Source organism: Aquamicrobium terrae (genome assembly GCF_052978165.1).
The window spans coordinates 358,085-380,505 of sequence record NZ_JBRKLZ010000002.1 but is presented as its reverse complement, the minus strand read 5'-3'; the positions used below and the strand labels follow the sequence as shown (position 1 = coordinate 380,505).

Here is a 22,421-nt window from a genome sequence, read left to right as displayed (position 1 = left end):
GCGGCCCCGGCACCGCCTGATGCCGGAAGGCGCTCTGTTTTGTCGCGGAACGCGTCCATCAGCTCGTGCCCGTCAGCGGATGACGATGGCCTCGCCGAGGCTGTTGCGCAGTTCCGCCTCCACGTCGCTCACCGCCTGCTCCGGGGTCTTCTGGCCGGTCCACGCACTTTCCAGCCCCTTCCACATCGCGCTCCAGTAGACGCCGAAATTGGTGTTGTTGGGCATGGCATTGGCATGGGGCAGAAGCCGTTCCGTCGCCTCGCGCGCCCAGCGGTCGTTCGAATAGAGGTCGATGTTGGACTGCTGATGGGCGATGCCCAGATGCGCCGACTTGATGGCGTGCAGCGTGTTGATGCGCGGCTCCGAGGCGATCTTGATCAGTTCGGCCGCGATATTGGTCTGCTCCTCGCCGTGGCCGCTGGTCAGCAGGTAGACGAGCGGGTGGGTGAGCGTGTTGGCCTTGCCGCCTTCGCCTGCGGGAATGAGCGTGAAGGCAACGTTGCCGAAGAAGTCCTGGAGACCTTCCTGGTTCACGTAGCGGGCATAGTGCCATGTGCCGCCGTGCCAGATGCCGACCTTGCCGCTCGGCACTTCCGAATACCACTGGTCGGTTGGCGTGCCGATGTGGTTCTTGCGGGTCACGCCGGCAGCGGCCGCATCGGCGAAGAACTGGTAGAAGCGCTGCATCGCGGCCTTGTCGAGAACGAGCTTGCCGTCCTCCTCCATCACCCCGCCAAAGGAGGTGTAGAATTGCCAGTAATCCGGCCCGTTCTCGGGACGCGGATAGAAGCCGTATCCAGGCTGCACGACGCCGGCATCCTGCATCTTCTTGGCGTCCTCCAGCACGTTGGCCAGCGTGTATTCGCCCGCCTGCACCCGCGCCGGCAGCGCCTCCAGGTCCTCGTCGGAATAGCCGATCGCCTTCATGTGCGGCTTCCAGAAGAAGAACGGACGCGATTCCGCATCCTGCGGCAGGCCGTAGACCACGCCGCCATACGAGGCGATCTCCATCAGGTTCTCGTAGATGTCGTTGATCGGCCAGGCGTCGAGGTTCAGATAGTCCTCGGCCGGCACGATCAGGCCCGACTGCGACCACGGCGCGATGTCCTCGTGGCCGGTGACCACGATGTTGGGGGCATTGCCGGCCTCGGCGGCCAGCGTGAGCGCCTGCTTGAAATCGTCCCAGCCGGGATAGACCTTCTTCTCGACGGTGATGTTGAGGTCCTCGCCGGCGACGGACCGCTCCCGCTCGAGGATGTCGGCCGCCATTTCGATGGCGTCCACGCGGTAATTGTCGTTCGGTCCGGTGCCGCCGGACCAGATGCTGATGGTGACGTTCTGCGCGGCCGCAAGGCCAATGTTGCCAAGAAGCGCCACGGCCGCAGCGCCTGCCCAGATCGCCAAACGCGATATTGTCATCTCTCTCGACCTCCCTTTGTCGGTGCGTCGCCTGCCGGCGCCATGATCTGTCCGGGAAAGAGGCTCGTCAGCTCGTGACGACCCGCGTTCCAGATCCGGAATGTCGATTGGTTATGATCCTCCCTGCTGACAGTCGGATGACATTTTGCGCACGTGTGCAGATTATCCGCCATTTCTGGCGCAGCAGGCATTGCACACGTGTACAATGGCATCGACCCGACCTTTCGTCAACCGACCGTACCGGGCAATACCGATTGGTCTTCCTGTGTCTTCAAGGGAGCCAGGCTGACGATCCACTGCCCAGGTGTTGCCCGCCTCGATCGGCATATCGATGCAAATGCCGTGAGAGGTACCGACGCCTTGCCAGTGCTCTAATTAAGTGGCATCAGGGTTTTATGAAGTCCGCTGACTGTACCACCTGAACGCGCTTCCGCGTCATCGACGCGAGAAGCCTTCGTGCCGGCTCTCCGCTCGTGGCCGGCGGGTTTTGTTATGCCACGGCGTGCCCCTCGACGCCGCCAATGCAGCTTCCTTCATCGGTACTTCTCATGCACAATTTCTTCGAAAGCCCCTTCAGGGGCATTACGCTCGACAAGCAGGTCACCCACCCGAACATCGTCGTGGGGCGCTACAGCTACTATTCGGGCTATTACCACGGTCACGGCTTCGATGATTGCGCCCGGTTTCTTCTGCCCGAGGAAGGCGCCGACAGGCTGATCGTCGGCAGCTTCTGCTCCATCGGCTCAGGCGCGGCCTTCATCATGGCGGGCAATCAGGGACATCGCAACGACTGGATCAGCACCTTTCCGTTCTACTGGATGAGCGAGGTTCCGGCCTTTGCGGGTGCGCAGAACGGCTATCTTCCGGCAGGCGATACGGTCATCGGCAACGATGTGTGGATCGGCTCCGAAGCCATCGTCATGCCGGGCGTCACCATCGGCCATGGCGCGGTAATCGGCACTCGCGCACTGGTGACGCGCGATGTCGAACCCTACGCCATCATCGGCGGCAATCCGGGCAAGGTGATCCGCAAGCGCTTCAGCGACGCCGACATCGACAGGTTGCTGGAAATGGCATGGTGGAACTGGAGCGACGATCAACTGCACGACGCGATGCCTGTCCTGACCAGCGGCGACGTGGAAGCCCTCCACCGCCACTGGAAAGCGACCATCAACATCAGCCGGTAGCAGCAAGGGGCCTCGCTACGTACGGCAGCCCGAAGGCCGGAGGTTCCTCAAGCCGGAATCCGGCCGGATGCCTGCATATGATCGTCCACGACCCTTTGCACCATCGGGGCGTAGTAGGAAAATCCGGGGGTGGCCATTCCCGCCACCTTACCCGCATCATCGAGATAGCGGACCTTCACGATCTCCCTGAAATTGGGAAGCTTCCCGAAGGCTGCGATCTCCTCGGCGTTCATCGGGCCGCCTTGCAGTTTCAGCGAATGGATCGAAGCTTCGGAAAGCTCGTCGAAATATTTCGGATCGGTGGCACAAATATAACGCTTGGCAGCCACATGATAACGTACGCAATCGGTGACGATGGTGGGAAAGAAGCGCTCCAGCACCAGCGCGCCGGCCTCTTCATGGTGCTTGTCATGTGTGTCGTTCATCGAGAACGTGCCGAATTCGCTGGTGAAGTGGCCGATATCATGGAGAAGGGCAGCCACTATGATTTTTTCTTCTTCGCCCTGCCGCTGTGCCAGACAGGCGCCCTGGAGCATGTGCTCGGCCATGGTTACAGGCTCGCCGAGATACTCCTCGCCGCCCCGGCGCTCGAAGATATCGGCCAGAAACGCCACGATTGTCCGGTGGGTGAGTTCGTCCTTGGCCTGCGCGTTCATTCAGCTGCCTCCGGGATCTTCGAGGAATTCCTGCCGGCTTCGATGGCGGCCAGCGTGGACAGAAGGCCGTCCTTGTCGGCGTAGCAGCCCTGGAGCCAGCGCGATCCGGCGCCCGAATAACCCTTGCGTGCATGCAGCACGCGGGTGTTGTCGACGATGAAGCTTTCGCCGGGAGCGAGCTTGAAGGTGACTTCCATGGAGGGGTCGTCGATGATTTCGCCCAGCCGCCGATAGGCCGCGTAATAGTCCGCCATGTCCTCGAAGGGCACATCGGTGATGGCCGCCGTCGAACGATTGTTGAAGCGGATGCCGATCAGCTCGCCATCCGGTGCAAGTTCGATCATCGGCCGCCGCGATTGCAGGCAGACACCGGAACTGCCGGCATACTCGAAGCGGGCGCAATAGCGGGACAGCAGGTCGAAACCGCGCGGATCTTCCGCCCGCAGGCGCTCGGCCGCCCGGAACCCGTCGACCACCATGTTCTCGCCGCCCTCGGCAGAATTTTCGAGGCAGTAGAGGATCTGCAGGGTCGGAACCGGATCGCGATAGGGATTGTCGGTATGGGCCTGGAGCCCGAGCCCGGTATAGGCAAGGTTGCTCGGGTTGACCTCGGTGCGCACCTCGAAATACCTGCCATAGTTGGTCTCGCGCACATAGCCGAACAGCGCGGCGACCTCCAGCAAGGCCTCGGGCTTCACCGGCCCGCCGGCGAGCTTGCCGAAACCGTAGCGGCGCACGCCCGCCAGCCAGCGCGCCAGAGCGTCACTGTCACTGGAAACCTCGGAGAACGCCGCCAGCGGGATGTTGTCGCCAAGCGAAGCATCCCAGGTCTCGATATTGGGCGCCGTCCATCCCGCGACGGCGGGCGCCGGACCGTCATAGGCATGGTCGGCCAGCCATGCGCTGTCGAAGGGAATCGTCCGGCCTTCCGGGTGAAAGGTCGCATGAAGCGCACCGTCGCGGATTTCTGCACGGGACACCACGGTGTCGGCCGGGATGTCGCCGAGCGTGATCAGCCGTTGTCCATTGCCGGGCGCGCGCGTCTGCTCGTCACGAGCGTTGTCGCGAAGCCAGATCGCATGGAAGCGCCGCACGACACCATCGGACCATGTCAGGGCGATTGATTTTCCGTCGTCGAGAATGTCCGCTTTCGACAGCATTTTTGCCTCCAGGTTCATGTCATCGACATTGAAGTCCTGGCAAGGCATAATGACAATCAACAATTTCCAACAACATGACCCTGTTTTCATTATGACTAAAGCCTCCGGCGACCTCCCACCGCTTGAATGGATTCGCGTGTTCGAAGCGGCGGCGCGGCTGGGCAGCTTCACAGCCGCCGGCGGTGAGCTGGGCCTGACGCAGGCTGCCGTCAGCCAGCGCATCCGCAATCTCGAGCTGCGGATCGGCGCGCAGCTTTTCGACCGGCAGGCGCGTGGCGTGAGCCTGTCCACCCAGGGCGAAACCTGGCTGCCCCATGTGCAGGCCGCGCTCGACCAGCTTGCCCATTCGACGGCCAACCTGTTTTCCGCGCCACGCCGCAAACTCACCATCGCGGCTTCTTCGTCCATCATCGAACTGTGGGTCGCGCCGCGCCTGGTTCGAATTGCACGAGCTTTGCCGCAGCTCCAGCTATCGTTCGAGACGATCCAGCGCCTGCCTGACTATCCGCGCAGCGAGGCGGACATCGAAATCCGTTTCGGCGCCGGTATCTGGCCGGACATGAAGGCGGACCGGCTCTACAGCGAGGAACTTGCGCCAGTCGCCGCGCCCGGCCTAGTGCACAGCACAGGGCGCGACTGGCAAGATCTTCCCCGCATTGCCGTATCGGGCCCCAGGCTCGGCTGGCGGGACTGGGCGCTTGCCGCCGAAGCGCAGCCGCCACCCGTCCCGGTGCTGCGCTTCGACACCTTCGTGCAAGCGCTTCGCGCCGCCGAGGCGGGCGCCGGCGTGCTCCTCGGCTCGCTGCCGCTCTGTCATTCGGCACTCGAAGCCGGCCGGCTGGTCCGCCTCGAGGCCGGAAGCCTTTCCATGGATATGGGTTACTGGATCATGTGGCCGCTTCGCCGGCCGAATTTCAGGGAATTCAAGGCCTTGAAGGATATTCTTACTAAACCTGCCGCTGGATGAAGGTCGCGCCCGGGATGCGGATGAACCTGCGGCGCCGGCTCAAACGGGGCATCCCGTCCTGAGCCTTTGAACCGTCATTTCATGGGCACTTCCGCTCTGCATGTGTCCGCCGCGGCGAAATGCGCCATCTGGTCGTCTTTCGCCTTCCTGAAGGCCGGACGGGCGCAGGCGCGCTCGACATAGGCGCCGAGGGCCGGGAAGGTTCCGAACCCGCGGACTTTCGGGATGCGCAGCACGTCCGCCATGAGGATGTCGGCAGCGGTAAAGCGGCCGGCCGCCAACCACTCGCGGGTGGCAAGCACCTTTTCGAGATGTTCCAGCCGCATGGCCATCCAGCCTTCGAGCGGATTGTCGCCGGACGTCGACAAGCCAATGAACCACCACGGCACCGTCACCATCTCGATCGAATTCAGCGCGGCGACAATCCATTGGAGCGTTTCCGCCGCGCCCTGCCGGTCACGCGGCATCAGCACGTCGCTCTTGCCGGCCAGATGCAGGAGCGCGGCGCCGCTCTCGAAGATCACGATGCCGTCGTCTTCGAGAAATGGCACTTGCCCGAAGGGCTGGCGCGCGAAATGCTCCGGACCGCGCTCGTCGAAGGGAACGGTGCGGACCTCATAGGCGATCCCGGCCTCCTCGCAGGCCCAACGCAACCTGATGTCGCGGACATGGCCGCGTGGGCTGCCTTTTCCTCCCGGCACCCAGTCATAGGTCCAGATGATCAACGGTTTGGGCATGGGCTCACTTTCCTGTTGGCGGCCGGGGCCGCTTTCGCAGCGGGTTGGCGACGTATCTCATGCGCTGTTCAGATGCAGGATGTTGCCGTCGGGATCCTTGAACCAGACCATCTTGAACCCGTCCGCGTCGTGGACGCCGTCCTTGTAGGTCACGCCCTCCATCTCGTAGCGTTCGAATTGCACACCCTTGGCGCGCAGATCGGCCGCGATGGCATCCAGATCGGCACCGCAGTCCCAGACCACGGCGTTGGCCTTGTTGGTGCCTGCAAATTCGGAGGGGTAGACGACGAGATGCGTCGCGCCGGTCTTGTAGACCAGCACGTCTTCCATGCCGTCCTGCACGAGTTCCAGCCCCAGCATATCGCTGTAGAAGCGCCGCGCCCGCTCGATGTCGCCCACCGCGACGATGGCCGAGGAAGCCTTTTCCTGAATTCCACTCATCGGATGTCTCCTGTTGCTGATACCATTAGGACGCATGAGACGCTTCGGTTCCGACACCCCGAACGAAAAAAGTATGATCAGCCGCCTATAGTTCCGTGTTGTGAAGCCGTTATCGATGCGGTCCGGCGATGCTTTCGCCAGGCACCGGCCTGTCATGCGGCCGGCAGCGTGAACAGGTTTCCGGAATCCGGCCGCGCCATTTTCCAATTGAGGAGTGCAGTTTATGACGACAAGTTGATCCCGTTGACCGATCAATATCCGCTCCCGGTCGTTATCTTGCCCATCGATTGTGGTCCTGTCGGGCAGGGACGGGGATCGGAAGCGCCGCCCCTGCAATTCACCGGACGCTTGCCAAGACAAGATTTGCTCATCGGAGGCATCATGACCCGGCACAAAACATCTCTGGCGACGGCAGCGCTGGCCGCTGCGCTGATGTTCAACAGCGCCGCACAGGCCCAAAGGATCAATGCCGGTGACCGGCCGGCAAGCACCAACCCGCCCTTCGCCGCACAGGCCGTTGCCGAGTTCGATACGCCCTGGGCCATCGCATTCCTGCCCGATGGACAGATGCTCGTCACCGAAAAGCCGGGCCGGGCCTTTCTCGTCACCCCGACCGGCGGGAAAATCGAGCTCGGCAATGTGCCCGAGGTTGCGGCATCCGGCCAGACCGGCATGCTCGACATCGCCGTCGCGCCGGATTTCGAATCCAGCTCGACGGTCTATTTCACCTATGTCGAACCCGACGCCGGCGGCAACCGCCTGGCACTGTCGCGCGCCACGCTTTCCGTTTCGGACAATGAGGCGACGCTCGCCGACGCCGCGGTGATCTGGCGGCAAACACCGGGAGGTGGCAGCGGCCATCCGGGCGGCATCATCGCCTTCGACCCGCAGGGAACCCATCTGTTCCTGACGGTCGGCGAACGCATGCGACCCACAAGCGCACAGGATCCCGAACAGGCACGTGGCAAGGTGCTGCGGCTCAATCTCGACGGCAGCACGCCGTCGGACAACCCGCTTGCCGGGCAGGGCGACGTGCAGGCGCAGACATGGACGACAGGCCATCGCAATCCCTACGGCCTCGCCTTCGCACCCGACGGCCGCCTTTGGCAGCACGAGATGGGACCGCGCGGCGGCGACGAACTGAACCTGATCGAGCAAGGCCGGAACTATGGCTGGCCGATCGTTTCCAATGGCAGCGAATACAGCGGCGTCGCCATTCCCGACCACGATACCCGGCCCGAATTCGCGGCGCCGGCCGTCTACTGGAATCCCGTCATCTCACCGGCTGGCCTTGCCTTCTACGAGGGCGCCATGTTCCGGGAATGGCAGGGCTCTGCGCTGATCGGCGGGCTTTCGGCCCGCGTGCTTGTGCGCATCGCATTCAATGCCGACGGCCGCCCCGACGAAGCCGAGCGCTGGAGCATGGGCGCACGCATCCGCGATGTCGCCGTCGCCCCCGACGGCGCTGTCTGGGTCATCGAGGACAACAATCCCGGACGGCTGCTGCGCCTGACGCCGTCAGGCTGACGTTCTTTTCTGGTCAGGCGGCCGCAAATGGCAGCGACAGCGGAAGCGACGCCGCCATGGTCGCGCCATGGCCGAGACCTTTCAGGACATGGCTCTGGAGGTCGATCGCGGACTTCGAGCGAAGACGCTCCACAAGTTCCATGGTGCGCGGCGAGGGGGCGGGAGGACTGTTGTCGCCACGCCGCCGCTCGCTGTCTCCGAGTGCGATCAGCACATCTTTCGCCGATTCCAGGGGGCCCGCAGCCTGCTCGAATGCAAGGAGCCTTCCTTCGTGCCAGCCCACGGATGGGCTGATAGCGCAATACCGGGCAAACACTTCGGGCCGCGCGAACAGAGCGTAGAGCGCGAACAGGCCTCCGTAGGAATGTCCCCAGATGGCGCGACGGTCAGGATTCACGTCGACGCCACGCTCCGCTTCGTCGCGAAGTTCGCCCGTCAGGGCGGTCAGAAAACGGTCTGCGCCTCCGATCATCCTGCCGGCCCGACCAGGATCCTTGACCGGTTCCTCACCGACGGGAGGCGTATAGTCCAGTGAGCGCTGGTTCACATCCACGCGCAGGGGGGTGTCGTAGCCGACCCCGACCAGGACGAGTTGAGGTGCGCTGGCAAGAAGCGCGACCGTGAGCGCATTGAAGGCTGCATTGCCGTCCAGCATGTAAAGTACAGGATAGCCGCCGGCCGGCGACGGATGCCGGGGCATTGCCGTGAACAGTTGATAGGTACGTCCTTCGCCGGTGTGCACCAATCGCCTCGCCAGGGCATGCGTCGCCGGCCCCGTTGAAAAGATGGCCAGTTCCGCTTCCGATATTCGAGGCTGCGCGAAGGCCTTGCTACCCATTATGGACAGCAGACCGGCGAGGAAGGCGCGCCTGTGAGCGGGAAATTCAAGCATAAGCGGTACTCAATTAGGTAGCGGGGCTGGTGGCGCTGAAGCCGAATAGCGAACCGTCGAAGTTGGCTGATCGTACAAGCTACCCTTGCTATAATATGATTAAACTAGTCAAGATAATCGTACGATCATGAGCTTGGGCATGTCCAGGGGCAGGGCGGATCAGAATTCCACCGGGCCAGGCAAACATCAGTCCGACATGGCAGGCCAACAAGGCGAGAGGATCGTGATGTCGCGCTCACATTCGAGAAGATCGGGCAAGGCGGCGTGCCAATCCCGCCGATAAGGACGGTTTAGCTGCACGTTGACCACGTCCTCGCGGATGGCCCATGTCTCGTGCAGCACGAATTCGTTCGGCTTGTCTGCGACCTGGGCAAGACGTGCATCAATAAAGGTTTTCTCTTTCCGCATCTGCTCCAGAACCGCGGTCAGCAACCCCAGAAAGCGCTCGCGCTGGCCGGGGCGCACGGTAAAGCGTATCAGATAGGTTTCCATCAAGTTCATCCTTTTTCCAGCGGCTGCCTTCACGCTGTCAGGCCCGGCGGCCCTGATCCATTACCTTGCAGGTCATATTCTGCAGAAGTTTCGCTTTGAGGATGGGCCTGGCCCGAACTCACAGCCGGAAAAGATCGGCATCGACATCCTCATGCCCCGCCAGTGCGCTGCGTATCAGTTCCGCGCCGATACGCGAGAAGGTGATGCCGTTGCCGCCATAGCCCATGAGCGCGAAAATGCGCGGCTTGCGGGGGACCGGACCGATCAGAGGCAAGCCGGTGCGGGTGGTGCCGAAGCTTCCGGCCCATGCAAATTCCGGCGTAGGGTCGATTGCGGGAAGCAGCTTGCCAAGCTTTTCGACGATGCGCTCGGTCTTCTCAGGGATCAGCGCGTCGCGAGTAGCCTCATCCTTGAACTCCTCATCCTCGCCGCCACAAATAATGCGCCCGTCATATGTCGTGCGCAGATAGAGATAGGGGTCGGAAGCTTCCCAGATCAGGCCTTCGCCCGGCCAAAGCTTGCTCTTGGGGTGCCGGCGCGTTGCAATCGCCCAGGTAGATATGATCTCGTGTCGATCATTCCTGGCGACGTCCAGCAGCTCATAGCCTGTTGCAAGCACGACATAACGCGCTTCGATCCGATGACCGGATCGTGTCATCACCTCGACGGACTCCCGGCGATACCGGATTTCGACCGCCTCTTCCGGGGCGAAGAGCTGGGCACCACGGGCCCGTGCATGCGAAAGCAAGCCTGAAGTGAGCTTGACCGGATCGAGCGCCAGATTGCCCTCGGAAAGGATCGCGCCTTCGCGTTGGAGGTCGAAACCGGCTTTGAGTTCGGATGCCGTGAGATACCGCGCCGAAAGGCCGGCTGCGGCCCGTATCTCCGCTTCCTGCCTGAGACTGCTTCCGCTCAGCACGTTGCCGGCAAGATAGAGCGTCGGGCGATCCTTCATCCGGCAGGGGATTTGCAACTCCTCGATCCGTCCGCGCAAATTGGCAACGGCCAGCCTTGCGCGTTGCCACGCACGTGTTGCCCTATCTGTTCCGATGGTTCGCCGCAGTTTTGCAAGTGGCACGTCAATTTCGAACTGAACCAGGGCGGTCGTTGCACGCGTTGAGCCGAGAGAAGGCCCCCGGCGGTCGATCATGATCACGCCGTGTCCGGCTTCCGTCAGCAGATCGGCCGTCATCGCACCGGATATGCCCATGCCGATGACAAGCACGTCCGTGCGGAAATCACGCGTCAGCGGCTCTTCAGAAATTCGTTGAGAACGATAGGAACTCCAGACCGTCCTTCCAGTCCGTAGATCGAGCTTGCGCATACTGTCCCCCCGAAAAGCTGTTCAACGAACGCCGTGGGTTGCGGTTCCACTTTCGACGGCCCCCTGCAGCGGCATTGGCAGAGCATGAAGCATCGGGTCTGCTTCACTGGAAAACTCCCGGAAGCAAATGCACCGTTTCATTCCACTGGGGCGGAACCCCAATTCATATCAAATCGTTCTGTTCACAAGAGCCGGGAAAGCCGGGTCGGCTGGCTTTGAGTGGGGGACGATTTGGAACCGTACAGCAGCGCTATCGCATATCCAGGGCTTCCGGTTCGACCTTGCGAGCCGCTGTGGAGCGTGGAGCGCAGCTTTTCACCGCTGATTGGAACGGCAATCCATAATGGCGGTCATGTCCGCGCCGACCTCATGGGCCGGCTTGCCCTTCCGCAAGCCGAGCGCTTGCGGGAAGAGGACCCGTTCACCGAATACTTCATTCGCGATGTTCCCAACCGGATCGTCTTTCACCGCTCCCGCTTCGAGATCGATCTGAACCGGGCACGCGACATGGCGGTCTATCTTCGGCCGGAACAGGCCTGGGGCCTCAAGGTGTGGAAAGACGCCCCGCCACAGCCTGTCATCGATGCATCGCTTGCTCTTCATGACGCCTACTATGGGATGCTGGAACAGATGCTGGCCGGCATCGAGGCCATGCATGGCGGTTTCGTGCTTCTCGACGTCCATTCCTACAATCATCGACGCGACGGGGCAGGCGCCCGGCCGACGGACCCGCAAAAGGCCCCGGTTATCAACATCGGAACGTTCTCGATGGATCGGGCACGATGGGCGCCTCTGCTGGATGTCTTCATGGACGTGCTTTCTTCGCGGAAGGTGCAGGGGTCCTATCTCGACGTAAGGGAGAACGTGGCATTCGAGGGCAAGGGGGAGCAAACCCGCTTCGTCCATGAGCGGTTTTCACACACGGGCTGCGCGATCGCCGTCGAGTTCAAGAAAGTGTTCATGGACGAATGGACAGGCGAGCCCTTGCCCGAAACGCTGGAGCAATTGCGTGCCGCTCTCAGCGCCACGCTCCCGGTTCTGGAGGACAGACTGAGGGTGATCCTGTGACAGCCGGGCGGAAGCGATCGAACAGGCCGGATACGGCCCCGCTTGCCGAGCGAATCCGGCAGGCACTGGCAAACGGAGAGTCCTTGCGGTGCGATCTCGGTCGAGGCGCGCGCCTCCATATAGATCGTCCGCTGCCCTTCATCGTCATTCATCGGCTTGTCCGCACCGCCGCCGCCGCGCGGGCGGTCGCATCGGCCAATGCCTCCCATCTTCTGTTCCGCACCCAGAGCGAAGCGCGTGCGATCATCGCGGAAGTGGCGGATGTGATGATCGAACGGTTTGGCACCTTCCTCGTCATCGAGGTGGCGGAACTCCCCGTGGATTCGCTGGCGGAGGATGCGTCCCGGCTCCCGCCGTTCGAGATCGAACTCGCCGCCTCCGAGGAGAACTCCGCGCAGGCGGCGCTCGCGGCCACGGCCAGCGCCATCCAGGGCGTCGACGTCAAATTCCGCCTGCCGCAGATCACGAAGGCCACGATTGCACAAAAGAAGCCCGGCGCCCCGCTGGTTTCCCGTCTCACGGGCTATCCCGTGCTTCACATAGCCTTTGCACCCATCTACCGCGCGCCAGACGGAAAGACGATTTACCCGGATCTCTCCGAGCGCGTCGTTGCGAACATGGTGGATTCCATCCTTCAGGGCATTGCCGCCTTCGTCCGCAGGTCCGGCATCATGAATCCCGCAACCCATCGTGCCCTGGGACGAAAGGTTTTCATCGATACGGTGACGCGGGCCGACTACGCCATCGACGAGGTCGCCCGATCATTCGACTTCCTGCTTTCCGTTACCCCGATCAACGCGGGCCCGGCTTTTGAGCAATTCGCCGAAAGCGGGTACAAGCGCTTCCCGCGATTTCTCTATCGGCCCTTGACGGTCGACGTGGACCGACAGAAACGGGCGCTTTATTCGATCGATCTCGATCGCTTCGAGGATCCGGTTCTGTCCCGGCTTTACGAGGAACGGCGGCTGGAGATCGACCTGCAGCTTTCCATGATCGCGGCACGGGAGACCGCTCGCTTCCGTGAGCTCGGAAGAGCGCTCTATGGGTCCGTCGAGCCTTCACTCCTCGACGCCGCCAAAGGCATCCTCGCGAAGAGCCGCATCCGCCGGAGCGATTCTCCTCCCGGGCAGGTGAGTTCCACCACGATCAAGAAACATGCCGAAGCGATGATCGCTGCCTATGGTGACGACAATGCCGGCTTTGACGCGCGGATCGAGTTGCGGGAGGACCTGCCGTCCGGCATGATGGTGACCGGATGCCGGTTGCTGATCGCCAAGGGAATGGCGGTGCCTCGCCACAGGGTCGAGGCGCTTCTCAGCCACGAGATCGGCGTCCACCTTCTCACCTATTTCAACGGGTCTGCACAAGGATTGCGTCTTTTCCGGTCCGGGCTGGCCGGATACGAAGGATTGCAGGAAGGGCTGGCCGTTCTGGCCGAATATCTCGTCGGCGGCATGACGGCCACGCGGTTGCGCCTCATCGCAGCGCGGGTGATCGCCTGCGCCATGATGCTTGAGGGGGCGAGCTTCAAGACGACCTTCGACACCATGGTGCGCGATCACGGCTTCAGCGAGCACACTGCCTTTACGCTGACCTTGCGCGTCTATCGCGGCGGCGGCTTCGTGAAGGACGCCATCTATCTGCGCGGGCTGTTCGAGATTCTGGCCCACCTCGAGGACGGCGGCAGCCTCGATCCGTTCTGGTCCGGCAAGATCGCCGCGTCGCATTTTCCGGTCATTCAGGAACTGGAGAGCCGCGGGCTCCTGAAACCGGCCCGGATCCTGCCTCTGTTCCTCACACGCAAGGGGGCGGCCGAACGACTTGATAAGGCCCGTTCCGGCCTTTCTCCCATCGACATGATCAACGCATAGGAGCCACGATGCGCATCGCGTTCTTCGTCAATTCCATCGAAGGCGAAAGCCCGGCATACACGACGACCACCCTGGCGCTTGCGGCGCTCATGCGTGGACACGAGATCTGCTACGTTACGCCGGAGGATTTCGTGCTGTGCCCGGACGATTCCCTGATCATCCGCGCCCTGACGCCGCCGTCCGGCAAGTACAAGAAGGCGGAGACTTTCTTCAAAGCCCTGCAATCGGAGGGAGAAACCAGGCGCCTTGCTACAGACGAGATCGATGTGCTGTTCCTGCGCAACGATCCTTCCCTCGATGCCAGCGAGCGCCCATGGGCGGCGCATGTCGGCACGCTGTTCGGTCGTCTGGCCGCAGCCCGTGGCGTCGTCGTCGTCAACGATCCCGATGGTTTGGCCAAGGCACAGAACAAGCTCTATTTCCAGGATTTCCCGCACGCGGTGCGGCCCGAAACGCTGATCGCGAAGAGCATCGATGAAATCCGCGACTTCATCCAGGCCCAGAAGAAGGGCGTCATCGTCAAGCCGCTGCAAGGGTCAGGCGGCAAGCATGTCTTCAAGATCGCATCGCCCGGCGACGCCAATCTCAACCAGATATTCGAGGCCGTGAGCGGCGAGGGCTATCTCATCGCCCAGCGCTACCTGCCCGAGGCGACCGAGGGAGACATCCGGTTTTTCCTGATGAACGGCAGGCCGCTGATGCATGAGGGGAAATATGCCGCTTTTCGCCGTGTCCCCGCCGACGGCGAAACCCGGTCGAACGTACATCGCGGCGGCACAGTGGTTCAGGCAGAGATCACCGACGCGGTCCTTGCCGTGGCTGATGCCGTGCGGCCGAAGCTGATGCAGGACGGCATGTTCCTGGTCGGCCTCGATATTGTCGGCGACAAGATTCTGGAGATCAACACCTTCACGCCGGGAGGCCTGAACAATGTCTCCGAACTTCTAGGGGTCAGTTTCTGCGATGCGGTCATCGCCGCGCTTGAAGAGAAAATAACCATCCGCGACGGTTACGGCCGCCAGCTGTCGAACCGCGAACTGGCCACGCTCTAGCATCAGAAATGGGGCTAAGCAGCTACCGGCACATTCCAAGGTTCGTCGATAAACACTTGGCGCACCAGGTGTTTTCGTTCTCCACGGCTGTCGATGTCAGCCTTGGCTCAAATTCTCATCCTTATGCCGCGAAAGCCAGCGCAGGACGATGGTTTCGCCCTCGTCGAGCCCCTTGCAAGGACGGGTTTGCCGTTGGCGGATCGCCCGCATTCCGGCCGCAAGACGGCCTTCTTCCCACGCGGCAAGGATTGCCGGATGGATATAGCAGCTGCGGCACACGGCCCTCGTGTTGCAAAGAAGCCTCGCGACCTTGTCGATCACGGCATTGAGCGCCTTGGTCTTGCCCCGCTTTGATGCCGGCAGTGCCGTCTTTTCGAGCGCCAGTGCCGCCGAGACCGTGGCGCCCCACGTCCGAAAATCCTTCGAGGTGAAATCCGGCCCGATCGTGTCGGCGATGTAGTCGTTCACATCCTGGGAAGAGACCTGATGCCGGACGCCGTCTTCGACATACTGGAACAGACGTTGTCCCGGCAGTTCCTGGATCGTGCGGATGAGCTTGGCTATCCTGCGGTCGTGGAGGCTCAAATTCCACTTCTTTCCCGATTTTCCCATGAACGAGAGCCGTATCTCGGCGCATTCGACCTCCAGATGGCGGGAGCGCAGCGTGGTCAGCCCGAAACTCTTGTTCTGCCGGGCATAGGCCTCGTTTCCCACCCGCACGAGGGTGTTGTCGAGAAGCCGGACCACGGCCGCCAGCACCCGTTCCTGCGGTAGCCCGTGACGGCGAAGATCGGCACTCACCTGCTCTCTGAGGTCGGGCAGGGCCTGCGCAAAGCCTGTGAGGCTGGAGAACTTGGTGGCGTTACGGCACTCTGTCCATTTGTCGTGGTAGCGATATTGCTTGCGGCCCCGGTCATCACGCCCGGTGGCCTGAAGATGGCCGGACGGCTCCTTGCATATCCAGACATCGGTCCAGGCCGGCGGGATCACCAGCGCCCTGATCCGGGAAAGGGTGGCCTTGTCCTTCACATGGCCACCTTGCGGGGTGACGTAGCAGAAGCCCGTTCCCGCACGCTTGCGTCGATAGCCCGGTTCGGTATCGCTGACATAAGTCAGCCCCACGCGTTCTGCCGAAAGGATCGGTTCTTCCCTGATATCCATGCTCGTACCGGGTTCCCGCTCTCGCATGTACGGAAATTGCGGCCATGCGCTTTGGTTCCGCCGGCAAAACAATGACCGGCGGGCACCCGGAAGGCGGCCGGCATCAGCCAGGGTCAGAACCGGGCTGCGGATCGATGTCGTAGGCCAGCCGGAAGCCGGCATTGCTGGTGGAGGAATTCATCGCCAGCGCCGAACGCGCGGCGATGCGGTAGCGGTGGCAATAGGAGCTGTGGCACAGGAAGGAGCCACCCTTCAGCACCTTCTCGTGCTGCGTCGCCGCGTGCCGGTTGCGCGCCTTCGCGGCCTTCGACAGTGACCGCACGCGAAACCCATCCTGCGTCCATTCCCACACATTGCCGGCCATGCCGTAGAGGCCGGCCCGGTTGGCCTCGAAAGCGTGGACCGGACTGGTGCCGAAATAGCCGTCGGCCAGCGTGTTGCCGTGGGGAAAGCCGCCCTGCCAGATGTTGCAATAAACAGTGTTGTCGTCGGGCTCGGCGTCGCCCCACGGATAGCGCACGTCACCAAGGCCGCCGCGCGCGGCGTGTTCCCATTCCGCCTCGGTGGGCAGGCGGCCGCCGCACCATCGCGCGAAAGCCCGTGCATCGTTCCACGACACCTGCACCACGGGATGGTCGCCCCGGCCGGACAGGTCGCTTTCCGGTCCTTCCGGGGCCTTCCAGCAGGCGCCGTCCACGCGCACCCACCATGGTGTGCGGCCCTCATTGGCGAAATAGCCGGCGCCTTCGGCAAGCAGGCCGATGAACACCGGCGACCAGCCGAAGCGCTCGGCCTCGGTGACGTAGCCCGTCGCGGCGACGAAGGCGGCGAAACGGTCGTTAGTCACCGTCTCGATCTCGATTTCGAAGGCGTCGAGACGCACCGGCCGAGCCGGGCCTTCGCCGTCCTCGGCGATCAGCGGGCGGTCGGTGCCAACGAAGCTTTTTGTAGCCTCGAACCGCACGCGGGCAGGGCCATCCGCAATTTCCTTGCCTTGCGCGGCCCCGGCCTCCAGCTCCGCGCTCCGCCACGATCCGGATGAACGGGAGTGGGCACAGCAGGTCATGCCGCCTCAGATACCGCCAAGGCTGGCGCGCAACGCGCGGCTGTCATGCTCGGGCAGGTCGCCGATCTCGGCCATCTTGGCGTCGAGCTTGTCCAGCATGGCGAGGAAAATGTCCCGACAGGCCGGATCGTCCGCCCGGTTGCACAGCTCGAACGGGTCGGCCACGCAATCGAACAGTTCCCATTCCGGCGGCTCGTCACCATGGTTCGCGCCGGTCTCGCCAAGCGGATCGTTGTACCAATAGATCAGCTTGTAGCGGGAATCCCGCACGCCGTAATGGGCGAAGGCGTTGTGGAAATCGTCCTTGTGCATCCAGTAGCGATGATAGGCGACATCCTGCCAGTCTTCACCCGCCGTCCGCTCCAGCAGCGGGCGCAGGCTGGTGCCCTGCATGTAGTTCGGCACCGGCGCGCCGGCATAGTCGAGGAAGGTCGGTGCGAAATCGACATTCATGGCGATCCTATCCGATATGGAGCCGGACGCGATGACCCCGGGATAGCGGATGAGGAACGGCATCTGCAACGATTCCTCATACATGAAGCGCTTGTCGAACCAGCCATGCTCACCGAGGAAGAAGCCCTGATCGGAAGTGTAGATGACGATGGTGTCGTCGGTCAGCCCCTCGGCGTCGAGATGGTCGAGCAGGCGGCCGACATTCTCGTCGATGGCGGCGACGGTTTGCAGATAGCGCATCATGTAGCGCTGGTACTTGAACAGGGCGAGCTCGGCCGGATCGGTGAAGACGTGGGTCTCACCCGTCGCCGCATCGACCAGACGCAGTTCGCCGCCTGCCGAAAGATCGGGGATCTTGCGGTCCCTGCGGCCGGCGACCAGCAATTCGCCGACCTCCGCGCCGCCTTCAGGCTGGGCAAGGCCGAGGTCCCTGTAGGTCATGTCGCGGCGGATGCGCATCTTCGCGGCCGCCGCCGCCGCGGCGCGGTTGTCATAGGCGTCGTCGAAGGTCTCCGGCACCGGCAGCTTGCCGTCGGCGTGGAGATGACGGTGACGCGGATGGGGCTCGAAGGGCCGGTGAGGGGCCTTGTGATGGCACATCATGAAGAAGGGCCGGTCGGGATCGCGCCGCTTCAGGAAATCGATGCACTTGTCGGTGACGATATCACTGGCGTAGCCGGAAACGACCTCCGCACCGTCAGGCCCGATCATCAGCGGGTCGAAATACTCGCCCTGACCCGGAAACACCGACCATTCGTCGAAGCCTGTCGGTTGATGCGCCTTGCCCTCGCCAAGATGCCACTTGCCGAACATGGCCGTCTGGTAGCCGGCTTGGCGCAGGTGCTTCGCCACATGCGGCAGGCGGTTGTCGATATAGGTGTCGAGCGTGGTGACCCGGTTCACATGGTTGTAGGTGCCGGTGAGGATCGAGGCGCGGCTCGGCGTGCAGATCGAGTTGGTGACATAGCAGCGGTCGAGGCGCATGCCTTCGCGGGCGATGCGGTCGATATTGGGTGTGCTGTTGAGCCCGGCCCCGTAGCAGGAGATCGCGCGCGCGGCGTGATCGTCCGACATGATGAAGAGGATGTTGGGTCGTGCGGTCATGTCGTTCCTGCGTGCGTCCAGGCGGGGTTCAGTGCGCTTCGGCCTCGGCGCGGGCGCGCGCCGAGGCGGGGCCGGAACCGCGCATATAGTGAAGCTCTGGCCGGTAGCCGTCGCTGCGGATGCCGACAGCAAAGAGCATGCCCGCCGCTACCCTGCCAAGACCGGCCTTGCGGCGCGGCGCGGGCTCCTCGCCCGGCTGCGGCTTGTGCGGCGAGCCGCCCCGCCCCGCCGAAGGGGCAGGGGAGGGGAGGGGCAACGAGGTATCGGCCCGCGCGTCCAGCCGCCGGCCGCTTTCGCCGTCGAAGAAGTGCAGCCGGCCGGGGTCGGGCAGGATACGCACCGTCTCCCCCGGCCTGATGGCGATGCGGTCGCGGCCGAGATAGGTGATCCGCTGGCCGGCGACATCGAGAAGCAGAAAGGTCTCGGAGCCGGTCTGCTCGATCACGGTGACGGTTGCCTCGACGCCCGAGGGGTCGAGCAGCAGATGTTCCGGACGGATGCCCAGCACCACATTTTCGCGCCCGGTATCGACACCCGGTCCGTTAGCCGGCGCAACAATTCCGCAAGCCGCGCTGAACCCGCCGTCTTTGATCCGCCCCTCGATGAAATTCATGGATGGAGAACCGATAAAGCCGGCGACGAACATGTTCTGCGGCCGGTCGTAGAGGTCGAGCGGCGCGCCGGCCTGCTCGACCGAGCCGTCGCGCATGACGACGATCTTGTCGGCCATGGTCATGGCCTCCACCTGGTCGTGGGTGACGTAGACGGTGGTGGTGCGCAGGCGCTGGTGCAGCGCCTTGATCTCGGCGCGCATCTGCACGCGCAGCTTGGCGTCGAGATTGGACAGCGGCTCGTCGAACAGGAACACCTGCGGGTCGCGCACGATGGCGCGGCCCATGGCCACGCGCTGGCGCTGGCCGCCCGAAAGCTGGCGCGGATAACGATCGAGCAGATGGGCAAGATCGAGAATGCCGGCGGCATAAGCCACGCGCTGGTCGATCTCCGCCTGCTTCTTGCAGGCGAGCTTCAGCGAAAAGCCCATGTTGCGGGCCACGGTCATGTGCGGATAGAGCGCGTAGTTCTGGAACACCATGGCCACGTCGCGCTGCTTGGGCGGCACATTGTTGACGAGGCGGCCGTCGATGCGGATCTCGCCTTGCGAAATGTCCTCCAGCCCGGCGATCATGCGCAGGAGCGTGGACTTGCCGCAGCCGGACGGCCCCACCAGCGCGACGAACTCGCCGTCCTCAACGTCGGAGTCGATGCCGCGCAACACCTCCACCGCACCATAGGCTTTGCGCACGCCGCGCAGATTGACCTCAGCCATGAGCCTTATCCTTGTTTGTCCTCACCGGTCGCCTCTATGCCGACCTCAATCGCGAAATTCGCCGTTTCTCCCGGCTCCAGCAGCGGCGCGTCGGCATTGGAGCCGTCCGCACGGCGCCCGACAGTGCAGGGCTCCACCGAAAACACGCCCCGGCGCGGCCGCAGGTCCCGCCAAAGCTGAAGGTAGGGCAAGCAGTCCGAACGCCATCGAAAACGCACCTGCGTGCCGCCCGCACGCACCCGGCATTCGGCCACCGCTCCAGCTTGCAGCAGGTGCAGACTGGCAGGCACCGGGCCTTCTTCTTCCGGCATGGCAAGTGGCCCCAGAAGCCGTTCGCCATCGAGTTCGAGCACCGCGCCCGGCGCGACGGCGGGATAACCGAGGTTGAAATGATAGAGCAGGCAGAGCGGCAGCGGCTCGGGGCCGATATTCTCGATGCGGTCGAGGATGCGCAGGCCGGCGCCGCCGATGGGCGCCTCGATGCGGCGCTTCAGGAGATAGGCGTCCACACCATTGCGCCATTGCACCACATCGCCCTCGCAATAGAGCATCGGCTCGGCGGCCTCCCAGTCCTCGCCATAGGCGCGCAGCCGGGCGGGCGAGTAGGGCAGGGAGCCGTGCAGCGGGTGCCCGTCCGCCGGCTGGCGGATATGCTCCAGCCCGCAGGTGAGGAGAAAACCGCCGAAAGCGCGGTCAAAGCTGCGGCCGCCATCGGCGCCTGCGCTCGCGGGGCGCGCGCCGGGGCCGGCCGGGCTTTGCCAGCCGAGCTGTACGCCGCGCCAGGAGAGGGTGGCAATGTCGAGCGGCCGGTCCGCCGCCACCCAGAAGTCGAGCCCGCCGCCGGTGGAGAAGGCGAGCATCCGGGCCCCGCGCCCCGGCCCGTCGTCGAGCGCGATACGCCGCACTGAAGCGATCTGTGCGAGATCGCCGGTCAGGGACCGCAGCCGCGCCGCCTCGAACCCGGTGGTGGCCGCGATGTTCATGACGGACCGACGCCCTCGTCAAACGCAAGGCGCGTGAAGGCCTCCGGAGGCGCGCCGTTGGCCCGCATCAGTTCCGCCATCAGCGCCACCATGCGCGTTTCCAGCGCCGGATCGTCAAGCGGGCGGTCCTGCCCCGGATCGGCGGCGAGGTCGTAGAGCCGGGTCTCGGATTCCAGCAGGCTGCCCGGCCCGTAATTGTTGTACATGGGCGAGCGGTCGATGACCGGCACCTTGAGCAGCGACGCCCCCTTGGTGAAGGAAAAGGGTGGCGCAAGCTCGATGTCGGCCAGCTCCTGCGGCGTGAAGGGCGAGAAGATGTGAGTGGGCACCAGCGTGTACTGGTAGAGCGCCTGCTTCGACAGGTCCTCCGGGAAGCGGTGATAAGTGTGGCGGCCGTCGGTGACGTTCACCGCGCCGCCGAAATAGCCGAACAGCGCGCCCTTGCGGCGCTCGGTTCCATCGGCCATGCCGGCCAGCGAAAAGCCCTCGTTCTCCGGCGGCGGCTCGGCTCCGAACAGATCGAGGAAGGTGGCCGCGATGTCGATCGTCTGGGTGAGCGCGCCCGAGCGCTGCCCGGCACGGCCGGGATGGCGCGGGTCGTGCAGGAACAGCGGGATGTGCGCCACCTCCTCATAGAGGTTCATGCGGTTCTTGGCCCAGAAATCATGCTCGCCGAGCAGGAAGCCGTGATCGGAGGTGACGACCAGCGCGGTGTCCTTCCACAAATCGTGTTCGTCGAAATAGTCGAGCAGTTGCCCCAGCAGATGGTCGCACATCGACACGACGGCGTAATAGTTGGCGCGCAGTTCCTCGCATTCGGCCGGCAGCTCATCGACGCGGCCATAGCGCGGCCAGTCGCGGATCGGCCCGTTCCAGCCGCTGTCGAAGGGCGCCTTGAAGCGTTCCGGCGCGGTGAAGGGCTCGTGCGGGTCGAAGGTCTCGATCTGCAACAGCCAGTTGTCGGCGTCGCGGTTGCGGTCGAGGAACTCGAAGCCTTCCGCGAAGCAGCGCACCGAAGGAAAATCCTTCTCCTGCCTGATGAACTCGCGGTTGACCATGTTCTGGCGGTGGTAGGAGCGCGGCTCCTCGCTGTACTGGCGGGCGTGATAGGTCTCGCGCAGCCGCTCCCAATGCGGCGCGACCATCGCCTTCCAGCGGTCGCCTTCCTGCCCGCGCACGAATTCGTAGGAATCATAGCGGTTGTGATAGGTCGCGCCGCCGTCTTCCCAATAGTGGAAATGGTCGGTGACCAGATGGCTGTAGGTCTTTTTCTGCCGGCTGAGTATTTCGGGGAAGGCGTTGTCGAACGGTTCCAGCGGCCCCCAGCTGCGGTGCAGGAAGGTCAGCCGCCCGGTCAGCATGTCGCGCCGTGCCGGCATGCAGGGCAGGGAGCCGACATAGTGGCGGTCGAACGTGACCGAACGCGCCGCCAGCCGGTCGAAATTGGGCGTGGGCACGCGCGTGCCGCCATAAGCGCCGAGCATATGGCGGTTGAGCGAATCGAACAGGATGAAGACGGCTTTCATGGCGATCC

19 protein-coding genes and 1 pseudogene are annotated in these 22,421 nt (G+C 63.5%); 6 read left to right on the top strand and 14 right to left on the bottom strand.

The genetic code is table 11. The features are described from left to right. Positions 1 to 72 precede the first annotated feature (72 nt). Entirely contained in the window at positions 73 to 1,419 is a 1,347-nt protein-coding gene (locus ACVCNR_RS19050) for an extracellular solute-binding protein (RefSeq protein ID WP_447076052.1), read from the bottom strand. Positions 1,420 to 1,967: 548 nt separating this feature from the next. Between ACVCNR_RS19050 and catB the strand changes: the two genes are divergently transcribed. Further along, positions 1,968 to 2,606 (top strand): type B chloramphenicol O-acetyltransferase, encoded by a 639-nt coding sequence (catB, locus tag ACVCNR_RS19045; protein ID WP_354193841.1) that lies wholly within the window; start codon positions 1,968 to 1,970, stop codon positions 2,604 to 2,606. A gap of 47 nt (positions 2,607 to 2,653) precedes the next feature. On the opposite strand, the gene tmpB is transcribed toward catB, so the two are convergent. Beyond that, positions 2,654 to 3,262, bottom strand: coding sequence for a (R)-1-hydroxy-2-trimethylaminoethylphosphonate oxygenase (gene tmpB, locus ACVCNR_RS19040; protein WP_447076050.1), 609 nt, complete (start codon positions 3,260 to 3,262; stop codon positions 2,654 to 2,656). Beyond that, entirely contained in the window at positions 3,259 to 4,422 is a 1,164-nt protein-coding gene (gene tmpA, locus ACVCNR_RS19035; protein ID WP_447076048.1) for a 2-trimethylaminoethylphosphonate dioxygenase, read from the bottom strand. The genes tmpB and tmpA overlap by 4 nt, the downstream gene beginning before the upstream one ends. Positions 4,423 to 4,438: 16 nt before the next feature. Here tmpA and ACVCNR_RS19030 point away from each other — a divergent pair, with 16 nt between their 5' ends. Further along, positions 4,439 to 5,389, top strand: a complete 951-nt coding sequence (locus ACVCNR_RS19030) for a LysR substrate-binding domain-containing protein (RefSeq protein WP_447076046.1) — start codon at positions 4,439 to 4,441, stop codon at positions 5,387 to 5,389. A 74-nt stretch (positions 5,390 to 5,463) separates the two neighbouring features. Here ACVCNR_RS19030 and ACVCNR_RS19025 read toward each other — a convergent pair whose 3' ends face one another. Beyond that, positions 5,464 to 6,126, bottom strand: coding sequence for a glutathione S-transferase family protein (locus tag ACVCNR_RS19025; RefSeq protein ID WP_354193845.1), 663 nt, complete (start codon positions 6,124 to 6,126; stop codon positions 5,464 to 5,466). Positions 6,127 to 6,183: 57 nt separating this feature from the next. Continuing rightward, positions 6,184 to 6,567: a VOC family protein gene (locus ACVCNR_RS19020; RefSeq protein WP_354193846.1), complete on the bottom strand. Its 384-nt coding sequence runs from the start codon at positions 6,565 to 6,567 to the stop codon at positions 6,184 to 6,186. 381 nt (positions 6,568 to 6,948) lie between these two features. On the opposite strand from ACVCNR_RS19020, the gene ACVCNR_RS19015 reads away from it, so the two are divergent. Further along, positions 6,949 to 8,094: a PQQ-dependent sugar dehydrogenase gene (locus ACVCNR_RS19015; RefSeq protein ID WP_447076044.1), complete on the top strand. Its 1,146-nt coding sequence runs from the start codon at positions 6,949 to 6,951 to the stop codon at positions 8,092 to 8,094. A gap of 13 nt (positions 8,095 to 8,107) precedes the next feature. On the opposite strand, the gene ACVCNR_RS19010 is transcribed toward ACVCNR_RS19015, so the two are convergent. The 3 genes from ACVCNR_RS19010 to ACVCNR_RS19000 form a co-directional block, all read right to left on the bottom strand. Further along, entirely contained in the window at positions 8,108 to 8,986 is an 879-nt protein-coding gene (locus ACVCNR_RS19010; RefSeq protein WP_447076042.1) for an alpha/beta hydrolase, read from the bottom strand. A 186-nt stretch (positions 8,987 to 9,172) separates the two neighbouring features. Continuing rightward, positions 9,173 to 9,478: a putative quinol monooxygenase gene (locus ACVCNR_RS19005; RefSeq protein ID WP_447076040.1), complete on the bottom strand. Its 306-nt coding sequence runs from the start codon at positions 9,476 to 9,478 to the stop codon at positions 9,173 to 9,175. 118 nt (positions 9,479 to 9,596) lie between these two features. Beyond that, positions 9,597 to 10,802, bottom strand: a complete 1,206-nt coding sequence (locus tag ACVCNR_RS19000; RefSeq protein WP_447076038.1) for an NAD(P)/FAD-dependent oxidoreductase — start codon at positions 10,800 to 10,802, stop codon at positions 9,597 to 9,599. Between the two features lie 252 nt (positions 10,803 to 11,054). Here ACVCNR_RS19000 and ACVCNR_RS18995 point away from each other — a divergent pair, with 252 nt between their 5' ends. The 3 genes from ACVCNR_RS18995 (at position 11,055) to ACVCNR_RS18985 (ending at position 14,793) form a co-directional block, all read left to right on the top strand. Beyond that, positions 11,055 to 11,870, top strand: a complete 816-nt coding sequence (locus tag ACVCNR_RS18995; RefSeq protein ID WP_447076659.1) for an N-formylglutamate amidohydrolase — start codon at positions 11,055 to 11,057, stop codon at positions 11,868 to 11,870. Positions 11,871 to 11,953: 83 nt separating this feature from the next. After that, positions 11,954 to 13,741: a flavohemoglobin expression-modulating QEGLA motif protein gene (locus ACVCNR_RS18990; RefSeq protein ID WP_447076036.1), complete on the top strand. Its 1,788-nt coding sequence runs from the start codon at positions 11,954 to 11,956 to the stop codon at positions 13,739 to 13,741. Positions 13,742 to 13,749: 8 nt separating this feature from the next. Continuing rightward, the gene (locus ACVCNR_RS18985) at positions 13,750 to 14,793 is read left to right on the top strand and encodes a glutathione synthetase (RefSeq protein ID WP_447076035.1); all 1,044 of its coding nucleotides are present in this window, start codon (positions 13,750 to 13,752) and stop codon (positions 14,791 to 14,793) included. Positions 14,794 to 14,889: 96 nt separating this feature from the next. Here ACVCNR_RS18985 and ACVCNR_RS18980 read toward each other — a convergent pair whose 3' ends face one another. The 6 genes and pseudogenes from ACVCNR_RS18980 to ACVCNR_RS18955 form a co-directional block, all read right to left on the bottom strand. Continuing rightward, entirely contained in the window at positions 14,890 to 16,116 is a 1,227-nt protein-coding gene (locus ACVCNR_RS18980; RefSeq protein ID WP_447076034.1) for a DNA topoisomerase IB, read from the bottom strand. Further along, on the bottom strand, positions 16,058 to 17,020 hold the full coding sequence (locus ACVCNR_RS18975) for a formylglycine-generating enzyme family protein (RefSeq protein WP_447076032.1): 963 nt from the start codon (positions 17,018 to 17,020) through the stop codon (positions 16,058 to 16,060). The genes ACVCNR_RS18980 and ACVCNR_RS18975 overlap by 59 nt, the downstream gene beginning before the upstream one ends. Before the next feature lie 6 nt (positions 17,021 to 17,026). Further along, positions 17,027 to 18,577 (bottom strand): sulfatase family protein, encoded by a 1,551-nt coding sequence (locus ACVCNR_RS18970; RefSeq protein ID WP_447076031.1) that lies wholly within the window; start codon positions 18,575 to 18,577, stop codon positions 17,027 to 17,029. Positions 18,578 to 18,854: 277 nt separating this feature from the next. Continuing rightward, positions 18,855 to 19,904, bottom strand: a pseudogene (locus ACVCNR_RS18965) (ABC transporter ATP-binding protein); the annotation flags it as partial. Positions 19,905 to 19,909: 5 nt separating this feature from the next. Beyond that, the gene (locus ACVCNR_RS18960; RefSeq protein ID WP_447076030.1) at positions 19,910 to 20,887 is read right to left on the bottom strand and encodes a DUF4432 family protein; all 978 of its coding nucleotides are present in this window, start codon (positions 20,885 to 20,887) and stop codon (positions 19,910 to 19,912) included. Continuing rightward, positions 20,884 to 22,413, bottom strand: coding sequence for a sulfatase (locus ACVCNR_RS18955; RefSeq protein ID WP_447076029.1), 1,530 nt, complete (start codon positions 22,411 to 22,413; stop codon positions 20,884 to 20,886). Before ACVCNR_RS18955 ends, ACVCNR_RS18960 begins: the two co-directional genes overlap by 4 nt. Between the last annotated feature and the right edge of the window lie 8 nt (positions 22,414 to 22,421).